Raw genomic sequence first — 17,833 nt, forward strand, 5'->3', positions numbered from 1 at the left:
GACCTGGGTCCGCGACAGCACCCCCAGCGTTGGTCGGCGCCCTCCCTGGGTGCGGGAATCCGCACCCAGGTGTCGTGCGCTCAGTCGGTCACATATCCCGCTCAGTCGTTGACGTATTTCGCTCAGTCGGTCACATATCCATTGAGCGTTGTGCGCAAATCGGTGAGCAGTGCTCGCGCGGCAGTGAGGCCGTCGCCGTGCCAGACGGTGTCGTCGACGACGAATACTCGGTGATCGGCGGCAGCGCCGAGTTCCTGCCATTCGTCGGTGCGCATCACGGCCTCGCCGCGCAGACTCCCATCGGGGCCGGCGAGAACCACATAGATCACATCGCCTTCGGCTTTCGTGGCGAACTCGTGCACCGGTACGTCGAACGACGTGCCTCGCTGCGCAGTCGGCCGCTGCACGCCGACGTCACCGAGCACGTGGCCGGAGAAACTGTCGCTGCCCTGCACCCGATTGTCCTCAGCGGTGAATCGGATGACCGAGGCCTGAGTTTGCTCGGCCGCGAGCGTGATGCCGGTCTCGTCGGCCTCGGAGCGATAGTTTCGCAGTGCTTCTTCCGCAGCGCGGGAGCGCCCCATCCCGGCTGCGTACGTGGTGAATTTCGACTGCCAGTCGGGTGCGCCGACCAGGACAGTGGGCGCGATGGCTGCCAGGTCGGTGAAGTTCGCTGCGCCGGTAGAGTTTTCGCCCAGAATGAGATCCGGCCGCAGTTCGGCGATGCGGGCCGGATCGGGCTGTGTCGTCGGCCCGATGCCCGGAATGCGCAGCACGCCGTTTCCGAGGTAGGCCGGGTACGGGCTCGGCCCGTCGACGGTCGCCGCGCCGACCACCCGCTCCCACAGGCCGAGGGCGCACGCGGCGTCCAGTGCGGAGGTGGTCAATGCGACGATGCGTTGCGGGTCGGCCGGCACCTGAGTGACACCCGCGTCGTGGGTGACGCTGTGGGTGGCGACGTCGGCCGCGTCGGGTGCGCTCGGCAGCGGGCATGCCCGAGTCGTGTCGCGCTGCAGACCGACGACGCCCGCACCCGCGATGTTCGTCGTGGTTCGCACGATCGAAGCGGAGTCGTCCTCGGTTGTCGCGCACCCGGCGGCGATCAGCACGGCACACCCGAGCGCCAGCGCCCGCAGCCGGCGACGGATCGGGCGAATTCGAGTGCGCTGCTGCATCGCGTCGCTCACCGGCATGCGAGTGAGGGTACAGGTGGGCGACTCGACGGCCCGGTCCGTGTCGGGGGCGCCACGCCGTCCGGCAACGGTGGGGCAGATCGGCACCGGAGTCCCGGTCGCGGCATGCGGCGTGCCGGTCGGTGGCCGGATGCGGGGGAAACCACGGAAATACGACAGAGAGTAGGACCCCTTCGGCCCGCTGTGACGGCACGGTCTACGATTCGAAGAGCGCAGCGAACTGTCGTCTGTTCCCAGTGTGGGCATGGATGCGATCAGCGGAGCCTGCGGAGCGACCTAAGGCACCTTTAGGAGGATCAGTGACTGCTGTAGAGCCCCAGCCAGTCCCTCAATTGGAAGCGACTCGGCCATATCCGGCTCGGACCGGGCCGAAGGGCTCATTCATCTACAAGATGGTGACCACCACCGACCCCAAGGTCTTGGGGGTCATGTACCTGACAACGTCGATGAGCTTCTTCCTCATCGGTGGCTTGATGGCTCTGCTGATGCGCGGCGAACTGGCGCGGCCCGGTCTGCAGTTCCTGTCGAACGAGCAGTTCAACCAGCTGTTCACCATGCACGGCACGATCATGCTGCTGTTCTATGCGACCGCAGTGGTGTTCGGTTTCGCCAACCTCATCCTCCCGCTGCAGATCGGCGCTCCCGATGTGGCGTTCCCACGCTTGAACTCGTTGAGCTACTGGCTCTATGCGTTCGGCGCCACCATGGCGACCGCGGGTTTCGTCACTCCGGGCGGCGCCGCCGACTTCGGCTGGACCGCCTACGTGCCGCTGACCGACATCGTGCACTCTCCCGGTGTCGGTACCGACCTGTGGATCCTGGGTCTCGGCGTGTCGGGTCTTGGCACCATCCTCGGCGGCGTGAACATGCTGACCACCGTGGTCTGCCTGCGTGCGCCCGGCATGACGATGTTCCGGATGCCGATCTTCACCTGGAATATCACCGTTACCAGCGTGCTGGTGGTGATGGTCTTCCCGATCCTGACGGCCGCTGCGTTCGGCCTGGCCTTCGACCGCCACCTCGGCGGCCACATCTTCGACCCGGCGACCGGCGGCATCTTGCTGTTCCAGCACCTGTTCTGGTTCTTCGGTCATCCCGAGGTGTACATCATCGCGCTGCCGTTCTTCGGCATCGTGTCGGAGATCTTCCCGGTCTTCTCCCGTAAGCCGATCTTCGGCTACACCACGCTGGTCTACGCGACTCTCGGTATCGCAGCGTTGTCGGTCGCGGTGTGGGCACACCACATGTACGCCACCGGTGCGGTGCTGTTGCCGTTCTTCTCGCTGATGACCTTCCTCATCGCGGTTCCCACCGGTGTGAAATTCTTCAACTGGATCGGCACGATGTGGCGCGGTCAGCTGACGTTCGAGTCACCGATGCTGTTCTCGGTCGGGTTCATCGTCACCTTCCTGTTCGGTGGTTTGTCCGGCGTCATTCTCGCCAGCCCCCCGCTGGACTTCCACGTCACCGAGTCGTACTTCGTGGTCGCCCACTTCCACTACGTGCTGTTCGGCACCATCGTGTTCGCGACCTTCGCCGGTATCTACTTCTGGTTCCCGAAGATGACCGGGCGGATGATGGACGAGCGCTTGGCCAAGTGGCACTTCTGGACCACGCTGATCGGCTTCCACAGCACGTTCCTGGTGCAGCACTGGCTGGGTAACGAGGGCATGCCGCGTCGCTACGCCGACTACCTGCCGAGCGACGGCTTCACCACGCTGAACACGATCTCGACGATCGGTTCCTTCGTGCTCGGCGCGTCGATGCTGCCGTTCCTGTGGAATGTGTTCAAGAGCTACCGCTACGGCGAAGTCGTGACCGTCGACGACCCGTGGGGTTACGGCAACTCGCTGGAGTGGGCCACCAGCTGCCCGCCACCGCGGCACAATTTCTATGAGCTGCCACGCATTCGTTCCGAGCGGCCCGCCTTCGAGTTGCACTACCCGCACATGGTTGAGCGGATGCGGGCCGAGGCGCATGTGGGTTGGGGCTCCAGCCGGCATGTGGCCGAGGTCCATGAGGCAGCCGGATCCAAGAAGTAGGCCGGACCCAAGAAGTAAGCGTGGTCCTCGCCGCGGGGTGGTGACCGGACCGGTTTCCGCCGCGCCGTAGGATTCGCGACACGAGTTGTGCACCCGTTGGTCACCAGCGGGTGCACACTCGTCTGTGAAGACAGTACGTCCCGCAGGGGTGCCGAGGAGGTATCACTCAGCGGGGGCGAACACCGAACTTGGAGCGCAACAGTTGGCCGACACCACCGTTCTCGTCACCGTCACCGGGCCCGATCGTCCCGGCGTGACCTCCGTGCTGCTCGCAGCGCTGTCGCGGCACAAGGTGTCCCTCTTGGATGTCGAACAGGTCGTGATCCGCGGCAGATTGACCCTCGGTGTCCTGGTCACCTGCCCGAACGATCCGGAGGAGTTGCAGGACGAACTGGAAGAGGCGATGAATACCGTCGGCATGCACGTCGACGTCGAGGTCGACGCGGCGATCGGCAAGCCGCCGATCTCCACGCACGCGGTGGTGATCCTGGGCGCCCCGGTCACCGCGCACGCATTCAGCGTGGTGTCGCGGCAGCTGGCTGCTCTCGGGGTCAATATCGACGCTATTCGTGGTATCGCCGACTACCCGGTGACCGGCATGGAACTGATGGTCACCGCCGCCGAGCCCTCGGGGGACATGGATTCGCGGCTGCATTCGGCGTTGGCCGACGTCGCGGTGAGCGAGCAGGTGGATATCGCGGTGGAACGCGCTGGACTGTCCAGACGGGCCAAGCGCCTGATCGTGTTCGATGTCGATTCGACCTTGATCCAGGGGGAGGTGATCGAGATGCTCGCCGCATACGCCGGCGTCGAGGACGAGGTTCGCGGGGTGACCGAGGCCGCCATGCGTGGGGAGATCGATTTCGCGGAATCCTTACGACAGCGGGTGGCGACCCTGGCCGGCCTCGACGAGTCGGTGATCGCGGCAGTGGCTCAGCGGATCGAGCTGACCCCCGGCGCCCGTACCACTGTGCGGACCCTGCACAGGCTCGGTTTCCGCTGCGGCGTGGTGTCGGGCGGGTTCCATCAGGTGATCGAACCGCTGGCCGACGATCTGGGATTGGATTTCGTGCATGCGAACACGCTGGAGATCGTCGACGGGAAGCTGACCGGTCGTGTCGTGGGCGAGATCGTCGATCGGGCGGCGAAGGCCACCGCGCTGCGCCAGTTCGCGGTCGAAGCCGGGGTATCGATGGGACAGACCGTCGCAGTCGGCGACGGCGCAAACGATATCGACATGCTCAGTGCCGCTGGCTTGGGCATCGCCTTCAATGCCAAGCCGGCACTGCGAGAGGTCGCCGACGCCGCGCTGTCGCATCCCTATCTGGATGCAGTGCTGTTCATTCTCGGGGTGACCCGGCGTGAAGTGGAAGCCGCCGACGCCAAAGACGGCGTGGGGCGGCGCGTCCCACTGGGCTGAGTGGTGTGATGACCAGCTCTGTGGGGCGCAACGGACTGTCGAGCACTGGCGGAGACCGCGACGGCGATGGAGTCGACGACCACGCTGCGGCACATCCAGCCGTTGCGGCATCGACCCTGGCCGGGTTCGACGCCCGGCATGCGGAGTTGTCTCGAGGCTACGGTGGCGCCCGCGATCCCGACGACCCGGACTTGGTGCAGGCGATGCAGATGGTGCTCCATCTGCCCAAGGACGATCCACCACCGCGCAGCGCACTACTCGCGGCCGCGGCGTCGGCTGTCGTAGCGCTGTGCTTGGACGAGCGGGTAGGGGCAGGCGGGGTCTGGCGCGAGCGCTATCTCGCGTGGCGGCGTTCGCGCATTCGTAAGGTCGCGCGACGAGCTCGGGGCGTGAAGTGGCAGGCGAGCCACGCGGTGGATGGCGTCACCATGGAGGTCGGCAATGCCCAGGCCCGAGCATTGGTTCCAGGGCCGGTGGGCCAGGTGGATCCGCTGATCAAGCGGCTGCAGATCGGCGGCACCGATCTCGAGCACGACGATCCCGGTCCTGCGGACCCGGGGGTACCGGTGCTGTGGGTGAACAGCACCCTGGGGATGACGCTGGGGAAGTCGGCCGCGCAGGTGGGCCACGCGAGCATGTTGCTGGCTGGTGCACTATCGGTCGAGCGGGCACGCAGGTGGGCGGGAATCGGATTCCGCTGCGCGGTCCGCGAAGCCGACTTCAGGCAGTGGTCGGTTTTGGTCGGACAGGTCGCCGACGGTGCCGCGGTTGCCGTTCGAGATGCCGGATTCACCGAGGTGGCTCCGGATTCGCTGACCGTGATCGCGGTGCCTGCCCAAGCGTGGTGACCAGGCGTACCGCACGTCCACGGTCGCGTCGACTTCGGAGGCGCGGCGGCTTCGGGAGCGGGTCGAGCGCCCGAACTCGGGATGCCTCCTGTGTTGACGTGTGCCCCTACGGGTGAGCCAAGATGGAGCGCGTGCCGCAACCGGATCCCGATTTGCTCATCGATTTCACCGACGTGACCGTTCGACGCTCGGGCCACACGCTGGTCGGCCCAGTCACCTGGCAGGTCGAGCTCGACGAACGTTGGGTCGTGCTCGGACCCAACGGTGCGGGCAAGACTTCGCTACTGCGGATGGCTGCCGCCGAGATGCATCCCACCGCTGGCATCGCCCACCTACTCGGGGAGCGGGTCGGCAAAGTGGATGTCAGCGAGCTGCGTCCGCGCATCGGCTTGTCCTCGGCCGCGGTGGCCAGCCGGGTTCCGCTCGACGAGAAAGTCGCCGACCTGGTGGTCTCCGCGGGATACGCGGTGCTGGGTCGCTGGCGGGAGCGCTATGACGATGTGGATACCGATCGCGCGATCGACATGCTGGAAAGCCTTGGCGCCGAGCATCTGTCCGAGCGCACGTATGGGACGTTGTCGGAGGGCGAGCGCAAGCGGGTGCTCATCGCGCGCGCGCTGATGACCGATCCGGAGCTGTTGCTGCTCGACGAGCCCGCAGCGGGTTTGGATCTGGGCGGTCGGGAGGAACTGGTGGAGCGGCTCGGCGATCTCGCCGCCGACCCCAATGCGCCCGCGATCGTCCTCGTCACGCACCATGTCGAGGAGATTCCACCCGGATTCACCCACGGGCTGCTGCTGGACGAAGGCGAGGTGGTCGCTGGCGGACTGCTGTCGGATGTGCTCACTGCGGACAACCTCAGCGATGCCTTTCGACAGTCCATCGCGCTCCAACGGGTGGACGGCCGGTACTTCGCCCGCCGAGCCCGCCGCGCGGGCCGGCATCGCACCCGCTGAGCCCGCCGCGCGGGCCGGCATGGCACCCGCTGAGCCCGCCGCGCGGCCGGCATCGCACCCGCTGAGCCGTCGGACGTTCCGGCGCCTACCAAGCACGCGTTAGGGTGCAAGGGTGAGTGACACAGAAGCACAGCATGCGGCTGCGCCGCACCCGCCGGCCCCCAAGGACGCGTCGACGGTGATGCTCGTGCGCGACGGCGCGAACGGCCCGGAGATCTTCTTGCAGCGGCGGTCGGGTGCGATGGCCTTCGCGGCGGGAATGACCGTGTTTCCCGGCGGTGGCGTCGACCCGTCCGATGGCACCGCCGAGATCGCGTGGGCCGGTCCCGAGCCCGCGTGGTGGGCCCAACGATTCGCGACCACCGAGCCCAGGGCCAAGGCACTGGTGTGTGCCGCGGTACGCGAGACATTCGAGGAATGTGGCGTGCTCTTGGCCGGCCCCACCGCTGAGGGCGTGGTCTCCGACAGCGTCGGTCATCGAGCTGTTCGCGACCGTCTGGAACGCAGGGAACTGTCCTTGGCGGCGTTCCTCGCCGAGCAGCAGTTGGTGTTGCGCGCCGACCTGTTGCGGCCGTGGGCGAATTGGATCACCCCGGTGATCGAGTCGCGCCGCTACGACACACGGTTCTTCGTCGCCGTGGTCCCGGAGGGACAACGTGCGGATGGCGCCACGTCGGAGGCGGTGGAGGTGCGCTGGCGTACTCCCGCCGAGGCGCTGGCGCGCTGGCGTTCCGGTACGGACGTCCTGCTGCCACCGACCTGGGCTCAATTGGTCGCGCTCGGCGAGTTCGGCTCCACGGCCGATATTCTGGCCGCGCAGCGGGTGATCGACCCGATTCTGCCGGTATTGGCCGAGGCCGATGGCAAGCAGCTGCTGTCCTTCCCGGACAACGAGCGGTACTTCGCCGATCTTCCGGATATCGGCCGGCTCCAGGGTTCTGTGGGCACCTGAACGGTTGCGAGGCAGCGCGGTAGCGTGGCCTTCCATGGCTGAATTCGTGACCTTGGAGTTGCCCGAGGGTCAGGCCGCGCGGCGCGTGGCAGTCCTTCGGATCGCCCGCCCGCCGATGAACTTGCTGAACGTGCAGCTGGCGCGTGAACTGGCCGAGGCGGCGGAGGCGGTCGCGGGAGATCCGGGCGTCGCCGCGCTGGTCGTGTACGGCGACGAGCGGGTGTTTTCGGCAGGCGACGACCTGACCGAGCTGTCCCGATTCGGTGCCGATCACGCCGGTGCAGTGGCCGCCGATCTGCAGCGCGCCCTCGGATGCCTGGCACGCACCCCGCAACCCACCGTCGCTGCGATCAGCGGCTACTGCCTCGGCGGCGGGCTCGAATTGGCCCTGGGCGCCGATCGGCGGATCGTCGGCGACAATGTCAAGCTCGGGTTGCCGCAGATCAAGGCAGGTTTGATTCCGCTGGCGGGCATCCGACGGCTGTCATTGCTGATCGGTGCCGGGCCAGCCAAGGATCTCGTCTACACCGGCCGCTTCGTCGAACCGGACGAGGCCCGCGCGCTGGGCTTGGTCGACGAGGTCGTTGCGCCGGACGATGTGTACGCAGCCGCCATGCGCTGGGCACACCAGTTCGTGGACGGACCGGCGCGGGCACTGTCGGCGGCGAAGGCCGTCTTCGAAGCAGGTCCGCACGGTCTCGATCGCGCACGGACCGAGTGGGCGGCGCTGTTTCTGACCGAGGATCGCCTGATCGGAACGGGTTCCTATCTCGCCGATGGACCGGGGTCGGCGGAATTCCTGGGGCGATAGCGCGCGTCAGCTGGGGATTTGGGTAGGCTGCCGACCATGACGGTATGCCCCGACGACCCCGCGCCGAACCCGCACGCCACCGCGGCAGAGGTCGAAGCAGCGCTCAACGACACGAAGCTGGCCCAAGTGCTCTATCACGATTGGGAAGCCGAGACCTACGACGACAAATGGTCGATTTCGTTTGACGAACGCTGTATCGAATATGCTCGCGGGCGTTTCGACGTCGCCGTCGGTTCTGCCCCGCTGCCGTATGGTCGGGCCCTGGAACTGGGTTGTGGTACCGGCTTCTTCCTGCTGAATCTGATGCAGGCGGGCATCGCCACGTCGGGTTCGGTCACCGACCTGTCACCGGGCATGGTGCAGGTGGCGTTGCGCAACGCGCACAATCTCGGGCTCGATGTGGACGGCCGGGTGGCGGACGCGGAGACCATACCGTACGAGGACGACACCTTCGACCTGGTGGTCGGCCACGCGGTGTTGCACCACATCCCCGATGTCGAACTGGCTCTGAAAGAGTGTCTGCGCGTGCTCAAGCCCGGTGGACGTTTCGTGTTCGCCGGCGAGCCGACCACCGCCGGCAACTTCTATGCGCGGTGGCTGGGCCGGTTCACCTGGAAGGCCACCACCACCATCACCAAACTGCCGATGCTGAGCAGCTGGCGGCGCCCACAAGAGGAATTGGACGAGTCCTCGCGCGCCGCCGCACTGGAGGCGGTGGTCGACCTGCACACCTTCGACCCACGTGGCCTGGAGGCGATGGCTCGGTCCGCGGGCGCCGCCGACGTGGTTGCCACCACCGAGGAACTCGCCGCAGCGTTGTGGGGCTGGCCGGTGCGCACCTTCGAGGCGGCCGTACCGGCCGAGAAGCTCACCATCGGCTATCGGATGGCTATGTATCGCGCCTGGTTGGGGTTGAGCTGGGTGGACGAAAACGTCCTGCGCCGCGTGGTGCCGCGTCGGTTCTTCTACAATGCCCTGATCACCGGGGTGAAGCCCGGGTCGTCCGCCAGGTAGTGGGCTACGGCTTCAGTCGTCGAGACGTCGCGTATCTCGGTAGCGCCGCGGGCCGCGGCGCGCTGGCCGAGGTCGACCGGTTGGCACTGACCCCGCAGACCTATGTACGCGACCTGGAGCGAGTGCGACGCGACCACGCGCATCCGGCAGCCCTGGTGGAAACCGTGCAACTGCGGCGTCGAGCCGTCACCAAACTGAGCGAGGCGCGGCACTGGCTGCTCACCGACGATGCCCTGCAGCAGGCAACGCCGTCGCTGGTTGCGCGGCACCGAGCCGCCCGACTGGCCGGGCGAGCGGTACACGATGTGACCTGCTCGGTCGGGGCGGAGTTGGCGGCATTGGCGCCGGTGTGCCCTGCCGTGCTCGGCAGTGACGTCGACGACGTCCGGTTGGCGATGGCCGCGCACAACCTTGCCGAGCACGCGAATGTCCTACCGATCGAGGCGGATGCGTTGGTGCCGGTCAGCGCGGGCACCGTCGTGATCGCCGATCCCGCCCGTCGCGCAGATGGCCGCCGCACCCGGGATCCGGCGAAACTGCGACCGCCATTGCCGGATCTGCTCGCCGCGTACCCGGGTCGCGATCTGGCCGTGAAGTGTGCTCCTGGACTGGACTTCGATCGGCTCGGCTGGTCCGGTGAGATCGAGGTCGTCTCACTCGATGGAGTGGTGCGCGAAGCGTGTCTGTGGACCTGCGGGCTGGCCGAGCACGGCGTCACCCGACGCGCGACCATTCTGTCTTCGACCCGCAGGCCGGTCACCCTCACCGATGCCGATCCACAGGACATTCCGCGGCGTGCCCCGGGCGCGTGGATCCTCGACCCCGATGGTGCGGTCGTGCGTGCCGGACTCGTTCGTCACTACGCTGCGCGACACGGCCTGTGGCAACTCGACCCACGCATCGCCTATCTGACCGGAGACGAACTCCCCGCTGGGACGCGTGGTTTCCGCATCGTGGAGCGGTTCGACTATCGGGAAAAGAGCGTGCGCGCCGAGTTGCGTCGCCGCGATTGCGGGCCGCTGGAGATTCTCGTCCGTGGCGTCGATGTGGATCCCGACCGGCTACGCCGTAGCGTGAAACCGGTTGGTTCCCAGCCGTTCACTCTGGTGCTCACGCGTATCGGGTCCACCCCGACCGCATTTCTGTGTACCGCGGTGGATTCGCGAGTACTGTAGCGGCAGCTATTCCGGTGTGAAGGTGAATATTTCACCGATGCGAGTGGCGACCACGACCTCGCCCTCGGCGCCGACCGATGTCCCGGTGGTGGCGCCCTGCGCCCCGGGCAGGACATCGGAATCGATGGTAGCCCCGGATTCGATATCGAAGGTGACCAGGTTGAGGCCATCGCCGATTGCCGCAGTGGTGTAGCCGGTATTGCCCGCAGTCTGCACCGGGGTGCCGCGCAGCGCGAGATCCTTGCGTTCCCAGGCGGTCTCGGCGACATCGCCGGCGTCGCGCAGCGCCAGGAGATATCCGTCGTCACCGGCGGGGATGATCAGTCCGTCTTCGGATACCGAGATGCCGCCGCGCGGGGTCCAATCCAACTGGTGTACCCACTTGACCCGACCCTCTGCGGTATCGAGCGCGATCAACCGGCCGGTGTTGTCCCCGACGAAGACGGTGTCGCCGTCGGCGGACAGGGTGGGGCTCGTCGCGCTGCCACGCTCCAGCAGCCGTACTTGCCAGTCCCGGTGCACTTTTCCGTCGACGTAGCGCAGGGCCGCGAGGGCAGCGGCCGGCTCGCCCGGCTGCCACACCGTGACGTAGAAGCGACCGTTGGAGGTGTCGACCGGGGAGACGTTCGCAACCGGGCACTGCGGGCCGCCGGTGCCACAGTGGTCGAGCCCCTGCCCGGGCGCGGGCCAGGGCAGGCTCGGGTGGGCGAGGAAATCGGGTTCGCCGAGCAGTTGCACCGTCGGGACGACACGGGCGCCGGTCTGGCGCGACAGGACATCGACCTGACCGGATTGGGTGATCGTCAGCAGGTTTCCATCGCCGGTGAACTGCACCGATACCGGCGTCCCGGCGACCGTGGTGCGCCAGCGCGGTTGGCCCATGTCGTTGAACGAGTTCACGTGGCTGTCGTCGCCGACGTACACATTGGTCATCCCGTCGACCGCCGCCGCGGCCGATATGGCGTTCGGTCCGAGCTTGTTGCAGAAGCGTTTGCGCCCGGTGGCCATCTGGAAGGAGAAGATCGAGCAGTTCGGCAGGCGGGTGGTGACGAAGATCTGTCCCTCCGGCCCGAGCGTGATCGGTTCGGCGATCGGTCCGCCGATCGGACGAGACCAACTCAGCGTGAGCCGCCGCGCTCCGGTGACCGGGCTGGTGCCGCTGTTTCGGCCATCGTGATGCGCCGCGGGCCAGCCGGCGCCGGAACCGGCCGTGATGTCGTCGACGTCGGTGCCGCACCCGGTGACGGCCAGCGCCCCCACCAGCGCCAGCACCGCCGTGGCGCGTTTCGGCAACGGTCCCCGCGCGGAAGTCGGTCCCAGGGAAGTAGCCAGTACGCCGCTTCGCACCTACCGCACTCCTGTCATCGTTGGCTCGCACGAGACACAAAGGTGGCGGACCACTGTTCCGGAAGATCTTCGCCCGACGGTCCGCCGTCGCCGTCGCCGGCGCACGAGCCACTGTACGGGAGGCCCGTTGGGGGACGAACGAGTCCCGCCGGTCGTCGCGGGTGCTCATAGGTGGCGCTACGCTGTAGTGCGTCGCACCGAGGCCGGTGAACGCCGTTTGGACCACGACAGGAGAGAGCGTTCGTGACGAGCATGTGGGGCGCGCCGCTGCGCTCACGCTGGCGGGCAGTGCGCCGCCGCGATCCGCAGCAGGCGCGGTTTCTGACGCTGTCCTCCTTACGCTGGGTGCTCGCTCACCGGGCATACACACCGTGGTATCTGACGCGGTACTACCGACTGCTCAAATTCCGCTTGGCCAACCCACACATCGTGCTGCGTGGCATGGTGTTCCTCGGTCGCCGGGTGGAGATTCACGCGACGCCGCAGATGGGCCGGATGGAAATCGGCCGGTGGGTACACATCGGTGACGGCAATGCGATCCGCTGTCACGAAGGGTCGCTGCGCATCGGCGACAAAGTGGTGTTCGGCAAGGACAATGTGGTCAATACCTATCTCGATATCGAAATCGGGGACTCGACCTTGGTCGCCGACTGGTGCTACATCTGCGATTTCGACCACAAGATGGACGACATCACGGTACCGATCAAGGATCAGGGCATTGCGAAAAGCCCGGTCCGTATCGGTCCGGACACCTGGATCGCGGCGAAGGTGACCGTGTTGCGCGAGACTCGGATCGGGCGCGGCTGTGTGCTGGGTGCGCATGCCGTGGTCAAGGGTGAGATTCCCGATTACTGCATCGCGGTCGGCGCCCCGGCCAAGGTGGTCAAGAATCGGAAAGAGGTGTGGGAAGCAGGCGCGCAGCAGCGGGCCGAGTACCTGGCGGCGCTCGAGGATATCGAGCGCAAGAAGAACGGCGCCACGCAGACCGCCTAGCCAGCTGGGACCAGTTGCTCATTCATCGTGGCTTCGCTGCCCTGGCCCGCTGCGCCGCATTGAACCGAGCACGTGGTGTCGTGGCCGGGTCCTACGCGTTGCAGGCCGCGATAGCCGCGACCCACGCCCCAGTGTTCGTGGCGACCTGCTCTCCCGGCTCGGCCGCGACGCCGAGGCCCGCGTCGAGTTCGAACACGCGGCCCGACTCACCACCAACCGCGCCGAACGGGCGCTGCTCCTCGACCGCGCCGCGCGAGCGGGCTTCAATTGAACAGTGTGCACGACACCTGCTCCGCGCCTGACTCCACACCTACGATCACCACCGCGGCCAGCGCCGATCGCACCGCATCCAAAGGGAACCGCAATGTACTATTTCGGATCGCGTTCGGGCAGTGGCCGTTCGACGATGGTGGGACGCCCCAGCGGATTGCGCACCCGCCGTTTGGCCGCCTGATATACCTGGGCTGTTTCGGCGGCTACCACCTCCCACGCGAAGTCGGCGGTGAGCCGCTCGCGCGCGGTGTAGGCCCGCTGTTGCGTGGCGTCGGGATCGTCGAGGGTGGCACGGACCGCCTCGACCAGGCCATGGACGTCCGCGGGTGCAAACGAAGCCCCGGTCACGCCATCGATGACGGCTTCGCCCAGGCCGCCGGCATTCGACGTGACCAATGGAGTGCCTGCTGCCGCCGCTTCCAGGGCGACGATACCGAACGGCTCGTATCGGCTGGGCAGGACGATCGCGTCCGCGCCGTGTAACCAGCCCAGCAGCTCCTCGTGCGCAAGTTGACCGGTGAATGCCACCGCGCGCGCAACGCGATGTATTCGAGCGCGTTCACGCAGCCATTCGAACTGGGTGCCGACCCCGGCGACGGTCAAGGTGGTACCCGGGTGGGCGCGTCGGATGCGCGGCAGCGCGGCGATCGCATCCTGCACGCCCTTCTCGTATTCCAGCCGGCCGACGTACAACAGCCGGGGCGGGCCACTGCGTGGCCCCCGTGGGCGAAAGGCCCAAGCGCCCACGTCGATTCCGTTGCGGATCACTGTGGTGGGGATTCGCTCCGCGCCATAGAGCCGCTCGACTTCGTCGCGCATGGATGCCGAGCAGGTGATCAGCGCATCGGATTCGTTCGCCAGCCACCATTCGACGGAATGTACCTGCTTGTTGATCTTGCCGGCGACCCAGCCACTGTGGCGCCCCGCCTCGGTGGCGTGGATCGTCGATACCAAGGGCACGTCGTAGTATTCCGCCAGCGCAATGCCGGGGTGGGCGACCAGCCAGTCGTGTGCGTGCACCACATCGGGTACCCAGCCGTCGCCGACACCCGGTTTGCCGAGGGCGATGCCGGCGCGCACCATGGCATGGCCCATCGCCAGTGTCCAGGCGAGCATATCCGTGTCGAAGTCGAAGATCGGGGGATCTTCCGCAACGGCCACCACCAGAACTCCCTCGGCGACGAAAGAATGCGAGGGGTGCGTGGAGGAGTCGGTGCCCGAGGGACGTCGAGACAGCACCACCACCTCGTGACCCGCTGTAGCGAGTTCGACAGCGAGATGGTGCACATGCCGCCCGAGCCCGCCGACCACGACCGGCGGGTACTCCCACGACACCATCAATATCTTCATGCAAGTCCTCCTGCGGCGGATCCCGGGTCCGCCGGGGCGAGGCCGAGGTCCGCGGTGGCGGGGCCCGATCCCGGCGCGGCCGTGGATGCTGTCCCGGTAGCGCTGGTCACGGACCCCACGGAGGTCAGTCGTCGCGCGTCCACGCCGGGGAAGAGTCCGTCAGCCGACCCCCATCCTGCCGCCAATTGCCGTGCTTTGGCGACCTGGCCTGCCGCGACCGCCGCGGCGATCTCCCGCACCGCGTGGGCGTGTTGGTGTGCGCGGTCGCGCGCGTAGCCCGCCGCCGAGTCCTTGCTGACCATGAACGCCCAGTCGCTGGACACGGTCAAGATCGCCTCTCGCACCAGCTGGTCGGCGACATGGTCGCGCCCATGGGGGGCGTGGCAGTGCGCAGCCAGCATCGCGTCCACGGTGTCCAGCGTGAGTTGCCCGATGTCGGCATTGAGTTCGACCAAGTCGCGCACCTGCTCGCCGGCCCATACCCGCCAGTCCTTGCCCGAGCCCCAGGACGAGTCGGCCAAGGACACAGGTTTGCCCAGGTAGCCCCGCGCACGCGCGTCGGACAGTGTGCCAACGGTGATACCCGCCTCCGGTAGCGCGCGCAGCACGCGTGCCAGCCATTGCGGTCCCTCGTGCCACCAATGGCCGAACAATTCGGTGTCGAATGCGGCGACAACCAGTGCTGGTCGTCCGATGCGTGCGGATTCGGTGAGTAGTCGCTCGCGCACGGTGTGCACGAAGTCGTCCACATGACTTCCGATGGCCATGGCGGCCGACTCGGGATCGTAGGGAGCTTTGTCCGGCCCGGCGATGGTCTTGCCGGTGACCCGTGCGGGTTTGAGACCAGTCGCATGATCGTAGTGATGAAAATCACGATACGCGCTGTGGCCCGGATAGCCCGATTTCGGCGACCAGACTCGGTAACTCACCGTGAGATCGCGCCCGAAGGCGACCACATCGGAGTCGTGCACCGGGTGACCGAGTGTGGTGTCGCCCCGCAATGCGGGGCCATCGACCATGAAATGCGTCACACCTGCATCCGCGTAGTCGGCCTCCATGCCGAGCGAGAAGCCGCACTCCGGAGCCCAGATGCCAGTGGGTGTATGGCGCCATCGATGTTGGGCATCGGCCAGGCCCTCGGTCAGTTGAAATCGCCTCAGTCGGCGATCCAGCAGCGGTTGGAAGGGGTGGGCCAGGGGTCCGCCGAGTAGTTCGATCGTCTCGGCGTCGATGAGTTCCCGCCAGACCGGCGACGCGCCATGTCGCCATCGCAGCTCGAATTCACTCAGTGCCGCGGTGGCCAGCCGATGCTCACGGCTGCCGAGGGCCACATCACCTGCCATTGCGGCCTCGTCGGCGCGTAGTTGCCAATTGCCCAGCCAGTGATGCATGCCGGCCAGGCAGTGCGGGTCGTCGAGCTGGGCGGCCAGCACCGGGGTGATGCCGAGGCTGAGTAGATGTGAACGGCCTTCGGCCGCAAGAGTTCTCAGAACCTCCACCACTGGGAGATACGACGCGGCCCATGACTGATAGAGCCATTCCTCACCCACCGGCCAGCGGCCGTGATGCGCCAGCCATGGCAGGTGAGAATGCAGTACCAATGTGAACTGGCCGGGCACCGAGCCCGGAGACTGTGTGCGGGTCACCGTATCGCGTGCGATCGGGGCTTCACCGCGATGGCGACCAGATCCAGGCTCGCGTCGATATCTGTGGCAGCCAGCGTGAAGTCCTCGACCGAGACATGGGCGACGTCGGCGGTCAGCTCCGGTGGCCACGGTTGTCCGGCCAGCGCTCGGTCGATCTGCGCAGCGATGAACGATCCGCCGTACTTGGCGTCCAATGCTTTCAAGCCCGGTCCGTGGTGGACGCCGATGAGTGTGGTGACCTCGAAGCCGACATCGGTCAGTAGCCCGCTCAATTCGGTCGCGTTCAATTCCCTGGTGTGGAACGGGTTGAGCGGGGTGTCGCTGCCGGGAGAGAACGTGATCCGATTGGGCGTACTGAGCAGCAACTCACCGCCGGGGCGCAACACGCGAAGGCACTCCTGGAGGAACTGGGACTGGTCCCAAAGATGCTCGATGACTTGGAAGTTCACCACGATATCGACCGACGCGTCGTCCAGCGGCAGTGTGGCGAGGTTGCCGTGGATCATCTCCACGCGTGGGTAGCGGGCGCGCACATGTTCGACAGCTGCGATGTCGTAGTCCACACCGATCACCTTGGCGGCGACGTCGGCGATCATGTCGGCGCCGTAGCCTTCTCCGGCGCCGGCTTCGAGGACGGTCTTTCCGGCGCAGCGCGCCAGCAGGCTGGCATAGGCGATCTCGTGCCTGCGGAACCAGTAGTTCTCCTCCGGGATGCCGGGGACCGTACGCTCACCGGTCAACGGCAGTGGTTCGCCGGCGCCAGTGGTCCGCTCGGGGTCCGCAGGGGATCTTCCCGGGTCGCTCATGGCGACGGGGGTCACAGCCTCGCTCATCGCTCCGACGTTACTGCCAGGGCGTCGACGTGGGATATTCGCATCCGGTAGACTAAGTTACCCATCAGTAACTTAGCATGGGGTAATGTCGTCAGCCTGAGCCACTCACCTGGACGTGCGGCCGAGTTCGTGCGACCACCATGACCGTGTAACCAGAACAGGAGGTCGACGAAGACCGATGCCGAACATCGTCGTACTCATCAAGCAGGTACCCGATACCTGGTCCGAGCGTAAACTCACCGATGGTGACTTCACCCTGGATCGTGAGGCTGCCGACGCCGTGCTCGACGAGATCAACGAGCGCGCCGTCGAAGAGGCGCTGCTGATCAAGGAAGCTCAGGGCGGTGAGGTCACGGTGCTGGCTGCTGGCCCGGACCGTGCGGCCGAAGCCATTCGCAAGGCGCTGTCCATGGGCGCGGACAAGGCGATCCACATCAACGATCCGGCGATCCACGGCTCCGACGCGGTGCAGACCGCGTGGGTGCTGGCCAGTGCGCTCGGTCAGGTCGAAGGCGTCGAGTTGGTCATTGCGGGCAACGAGGCGACCGATGGCCGTGCTGGTGCGGTTCCGGCGATCATCGCCGAGTACCTGGGACTGCCGCAGCTGACGCACCTGCGCAAGCTGACCGTCGACGGCGACAAGATCACTGGTGAGCGGGAGACCGACGACGGCGTGTGCAAGCTGGAGGCCACCTTGCCGGCCATCGTGAGCGTCACCGAGAAGATCAACGAACCGCGCTTCCCGTCGTTCAAGGGCATCATGGCTGCGAAGAAGAAGGAAGTGCAGCGGTTCACCCTGGCCGACCTCGGCGTCGACGCCTCGACCGTGGGTGTGGCGAACGCCGGCACCACCGTCACCGCATCCACCCCGAAGCCGCCACGCACCGCGGGCGAGAAGATCGCGGACGAAGGCGATGGCGGTACCAAGATCGCTCAGTACCTGATCGGCCAGAAGGTCATCTGATCCCGGCACGCTGATT

At 66.7% G+C, this 17,833-nt stretch carries 15 protein-coding genes; 10 read left to right on the forward strand and 5 right to left on the reverse strand.

What is annotated here, in order from left to right:
* Nucleotides 1-122: 122 nt before the first annotated feature.
* Nucleotides 123-1,193, reverse strand: coding sequence for an iron-siderophore ABC transporter substrate-binding protein (locus tag K940_RS0103435; protein WP_081706150.1), 1,071 nt, complete (start codon nt 1,191-1,193; stop codon nt 123-125).
* A gap of 299 nt (nt 1,194-1,492) precedes the next feature.
* Here K940_RS0103435 and ctaD point away from each other — a divergent pair, with 299 nt between their 5' ends.
* From ctaD to K940_RS0103475, 8 genes are all read left to right on the forward strand, one after another.
* Nucleotides 1,493-3,235, forward strand: a complete 1,743-nt coding sequence (gene ctaD / locus K940_RS0103440; protein ID WP_081706132.1) for a cytochrome c oxidase subunit I — start codon at nt 1,493-1,495, stop codon at nt 3,233-3,235.
* Between the two features lie 202 nt (nt 3,236-3,437).
* Entirely contained in the window at nt 3,438-4,655 is a 1,218-nt protein-coding gene (serB, locus tag K940_RS0103445) for a phosphoserine phosphatase SerB (protein WP_028476381.1), read from the forward strand.
* 8 nt (nt 4,656-4,663) lie between these two features.
* Entirely contained in the window at nt 4,664-5,503 is an 840-nt protein-coding gene (locus tag K940_RS0103450) for an aminoacyl-tRNA hydrolase (RefSeq protein WP_081706151.1), read from the forward strand.
* A 122-nt stretch (nt 5,504-5,625) separates the two neighbouring features.
* Nucleotides 5,626-6,459, forward strand: a complete 834-nt coding sequence (locus K940_RS0103455; protein WP_028476383.1) for an ABC transporter ATP-binding protein — start codon at nt 5,626-5,628, stop codon at nt 6,457-6,459.
* Nucleotides 6,460-6,640: 181 nt separating this feature from the next.
* Nucleotides 6,641-7,411, forward strand: a complete 771-nt coding sequence (locus K940_RS0103460; RefSeq protein ID WP_051406843.1) for an NUDIX hydrolase — start codon at nt 6,641-6,643, stop codon at nt 7,409-7,411.
* A 34-nt stretch (nt 7,412-7,445) separates the two neighbouring features.
* Complete coding sequence (locus K940_RS0103465; protein WP_028476385.1) at nt 7,446-8,222, forward strand: enoyl-CoA hydratase-related protein; 777 nt, start codon at nt 7,446-7,448, stop codon at nt 8,220-8,222.
* 36 nt (nt 8,223-8,258) lie between these two features.
* Nucleotides 8,259-9,236: a class I SAM-dependent methyltransferase gene (locus K940_RS0103470; protein WP_028476386.1), complete on the forward strand. Its 978-nt coding sequence runs from the start codon at nt 8,259-8,261 to the stop codon at nt 9,234-9,236.
* Nucleotides 9,236-10,411 (forward strand): hypothetical protein, encoded by a 1,176-nt coding sequence (locus K940_RS0103475; protein ID WP_028476387.1) that lies wholly within the window; start codon nt 9,236-9,238, stop codon nt 10,409-10,411. Before K940_RS0103470 ends, K940_RS0103475 begins: the two co-directional genes overlap by 1 nt.
* Before the next feature lie 6 nt (nt 10,412-10,417).
* On the opposite strand, the gene K940_RS0103480 is transcribed toward K940_RS0103475, so the two are convergent.
* A complete protein-coding gene (locus K940_RS0103480) occupies nt 10,418-11,758 on the reverse strand; it encodes a PQQ-binding-like beta-propeller repeat protein (RefSeq protein ID WP_369797455.1) in 1,341 nt (446 codons plus the stop codon).
* A 252-nt stretch (nt 11,759-12,010) separates the two neighbouring features.
* On the opposite strand from K940_RS0103480, the gene K940_RS0103485 reads away from it, so the two are divergent.
* Nucleotides 12,011-12,751, forward strand: a complete 741-nt coding sequence (locus tag K940_RS0103485; protein ID WP_036527412.1) for an acyltransferase — start codon at nt 12,011-12,013, stop codon at nt 12,749-12,751.
* Nucleotides 12,752-13,120: 369 nt separating this feature from the next.
* On the opposite strand, the gene K940_RS0103500 is transcribed toward K940_RS0103485, so the two are convergent.
* The 3 genes from K940_RS0103500 to K940_RS26795 are packed head-to-tail and all read right to left on the reverse strand — an operon-like array spanning nt 13,121 to nt 16,826.
* A complete protein-coding gene (locus K940_RS0103500; RefSeq protein ID WP_028476390.1) occupies nt 13,121-14,374 on the reverse strand; it encodes a glycosyltransferase family 4 protein in 1,254 nt (417 codons plus the stop codon).
* On the reverse strand, nt 14,371-16,020 hold the full coding sequence (locus tag K940_RS26790) for a glycoside hydrolase family 57 protein (RefSeq protein WP_231390227.1): 1,650 nt from the start codon (nt 16,018-16,020) through the stop codon (nt 14,371-14,373). Before K940_RS26790 ends, K940_RS0103500 begins: the two co-directional genes overlap by 4 nt.
* Nucleotides 16,017-16,826, reverse strand: a complete 810-nt coding sequence (locus K940_RS26795; protein WP_051406871.1) for a bifunctional 2-polyprenyl-6-hydroxyphenol methylase/3-demethylubiquinol 3-O-methyltransferase UbiG — start codon at nt 16,824-16,826, stop codon at nt 16,017-16,019. The genes K940_RS26790 and K940_RS26795 overlap by 4 nt, the downstream gene beginning before the upstream one ends.
* A gap of 205 nt (nt 16,827-17,031) precedes the next feature.
* On the opposite strand from K940_RS26795, the gene K940_RS0103515 reads away from it, so the two are divergent.
* Nucleotides 17,032-17,817, forward strand: coding sequence for an electron transfer flavoprotein subunit beta/FixA family protein (locus K940_RS0103515; RefSeq protein WP_028476391.1), 786 nt, complete (start codon nt 17,032-17,034; stop codon nt 17,815-17,817).
* Nucleotides 17,818-17,833 lie beyond the last annotated feature (16 nt).

This window comes from Nocardia sp. CNY236 (genome assembly GCF_000482385.1).
Classification (GTDB): domain Bacteria; phylum Actinomycetota; class Actinomycetes; order Mycobacteriales; family Mycobacteriaceae; genus Nocardia.

Excerpts from the sequence above, each read along its gene's own strand:
- K940_RS0103435 (WP_081706150.1), bottom strand. The coding sequence starts at position 1,193 with ATGCCGGTGAGCGACGCGATGCAGCAGCGCACTCGAATTCGCCCGATC.
- K940_RS0103450 (WP_081706151.1), top strand. The coding sequence starts at position 4,664 with ATGACCAGCTCTGTGGGGCGCAACGGACTGTCGAGCACTGGCGGAGAC.
- K940_RS0103455 (WP_028476383.1), top strand. The coding sequence starts at position 5,626 with ATGGAGCGCGTGCCGCAACCGGATCCCGATTTGCTCATCGATTTCACC.
- K940_RS0103460 (WP_051406843.1), top strand. The coding sequence starts at position 6,641 with ATGCTCGTGCGCGACGGCGCGAACGGCCCGGAGATCTTCTTGCAGCGG.
- K940_RS0103465 (WP_028476385.1), top strand. The coding sequence starts at position 7,446 with ATGGCTGAATTCGTGACCTTGGAGTTGCCCGAGGGTCAGGCCGCGCGG.
- K940_RS0103470 (WP_028476386.1), top strand. The coding sequence starts at position 8,259 with ATGACGGTATGCCCCGACGACCCCGCGCCGAACCCGCACGCCACCGCG.
- K940_RS0103485 (WP_036527412.1), top strand. The coding sequence starts at position 12,011 with ATGTGGGGCGCGCCGCTGCGCTCACGCTGGCGGGCAGTGCGCCGCCGC.
- K940_RS0103500 (WP_028476390.1), bottom strand. The coding sequence starts at position 14,374 with ATGAAGATATTGATGGTGTCGTGGGAGTACCCGCCGGTCGTGGTCGGC.
- K940_RS26795 (WP_051406871.1), bottom strand. The coding sequence starts at position 16,826 with ATGAGCGACCCGGGAAGATCCCCTGCGGACCCCGAGCGGACCACTGGC.
- K940_RS0103515 (WP_028476391.1), top strand. The coding sequence starts at position 17,032 with ATGCCGAACATCGTCGTACTCATCAAGCAGGTACCCGATACCTGGTCC.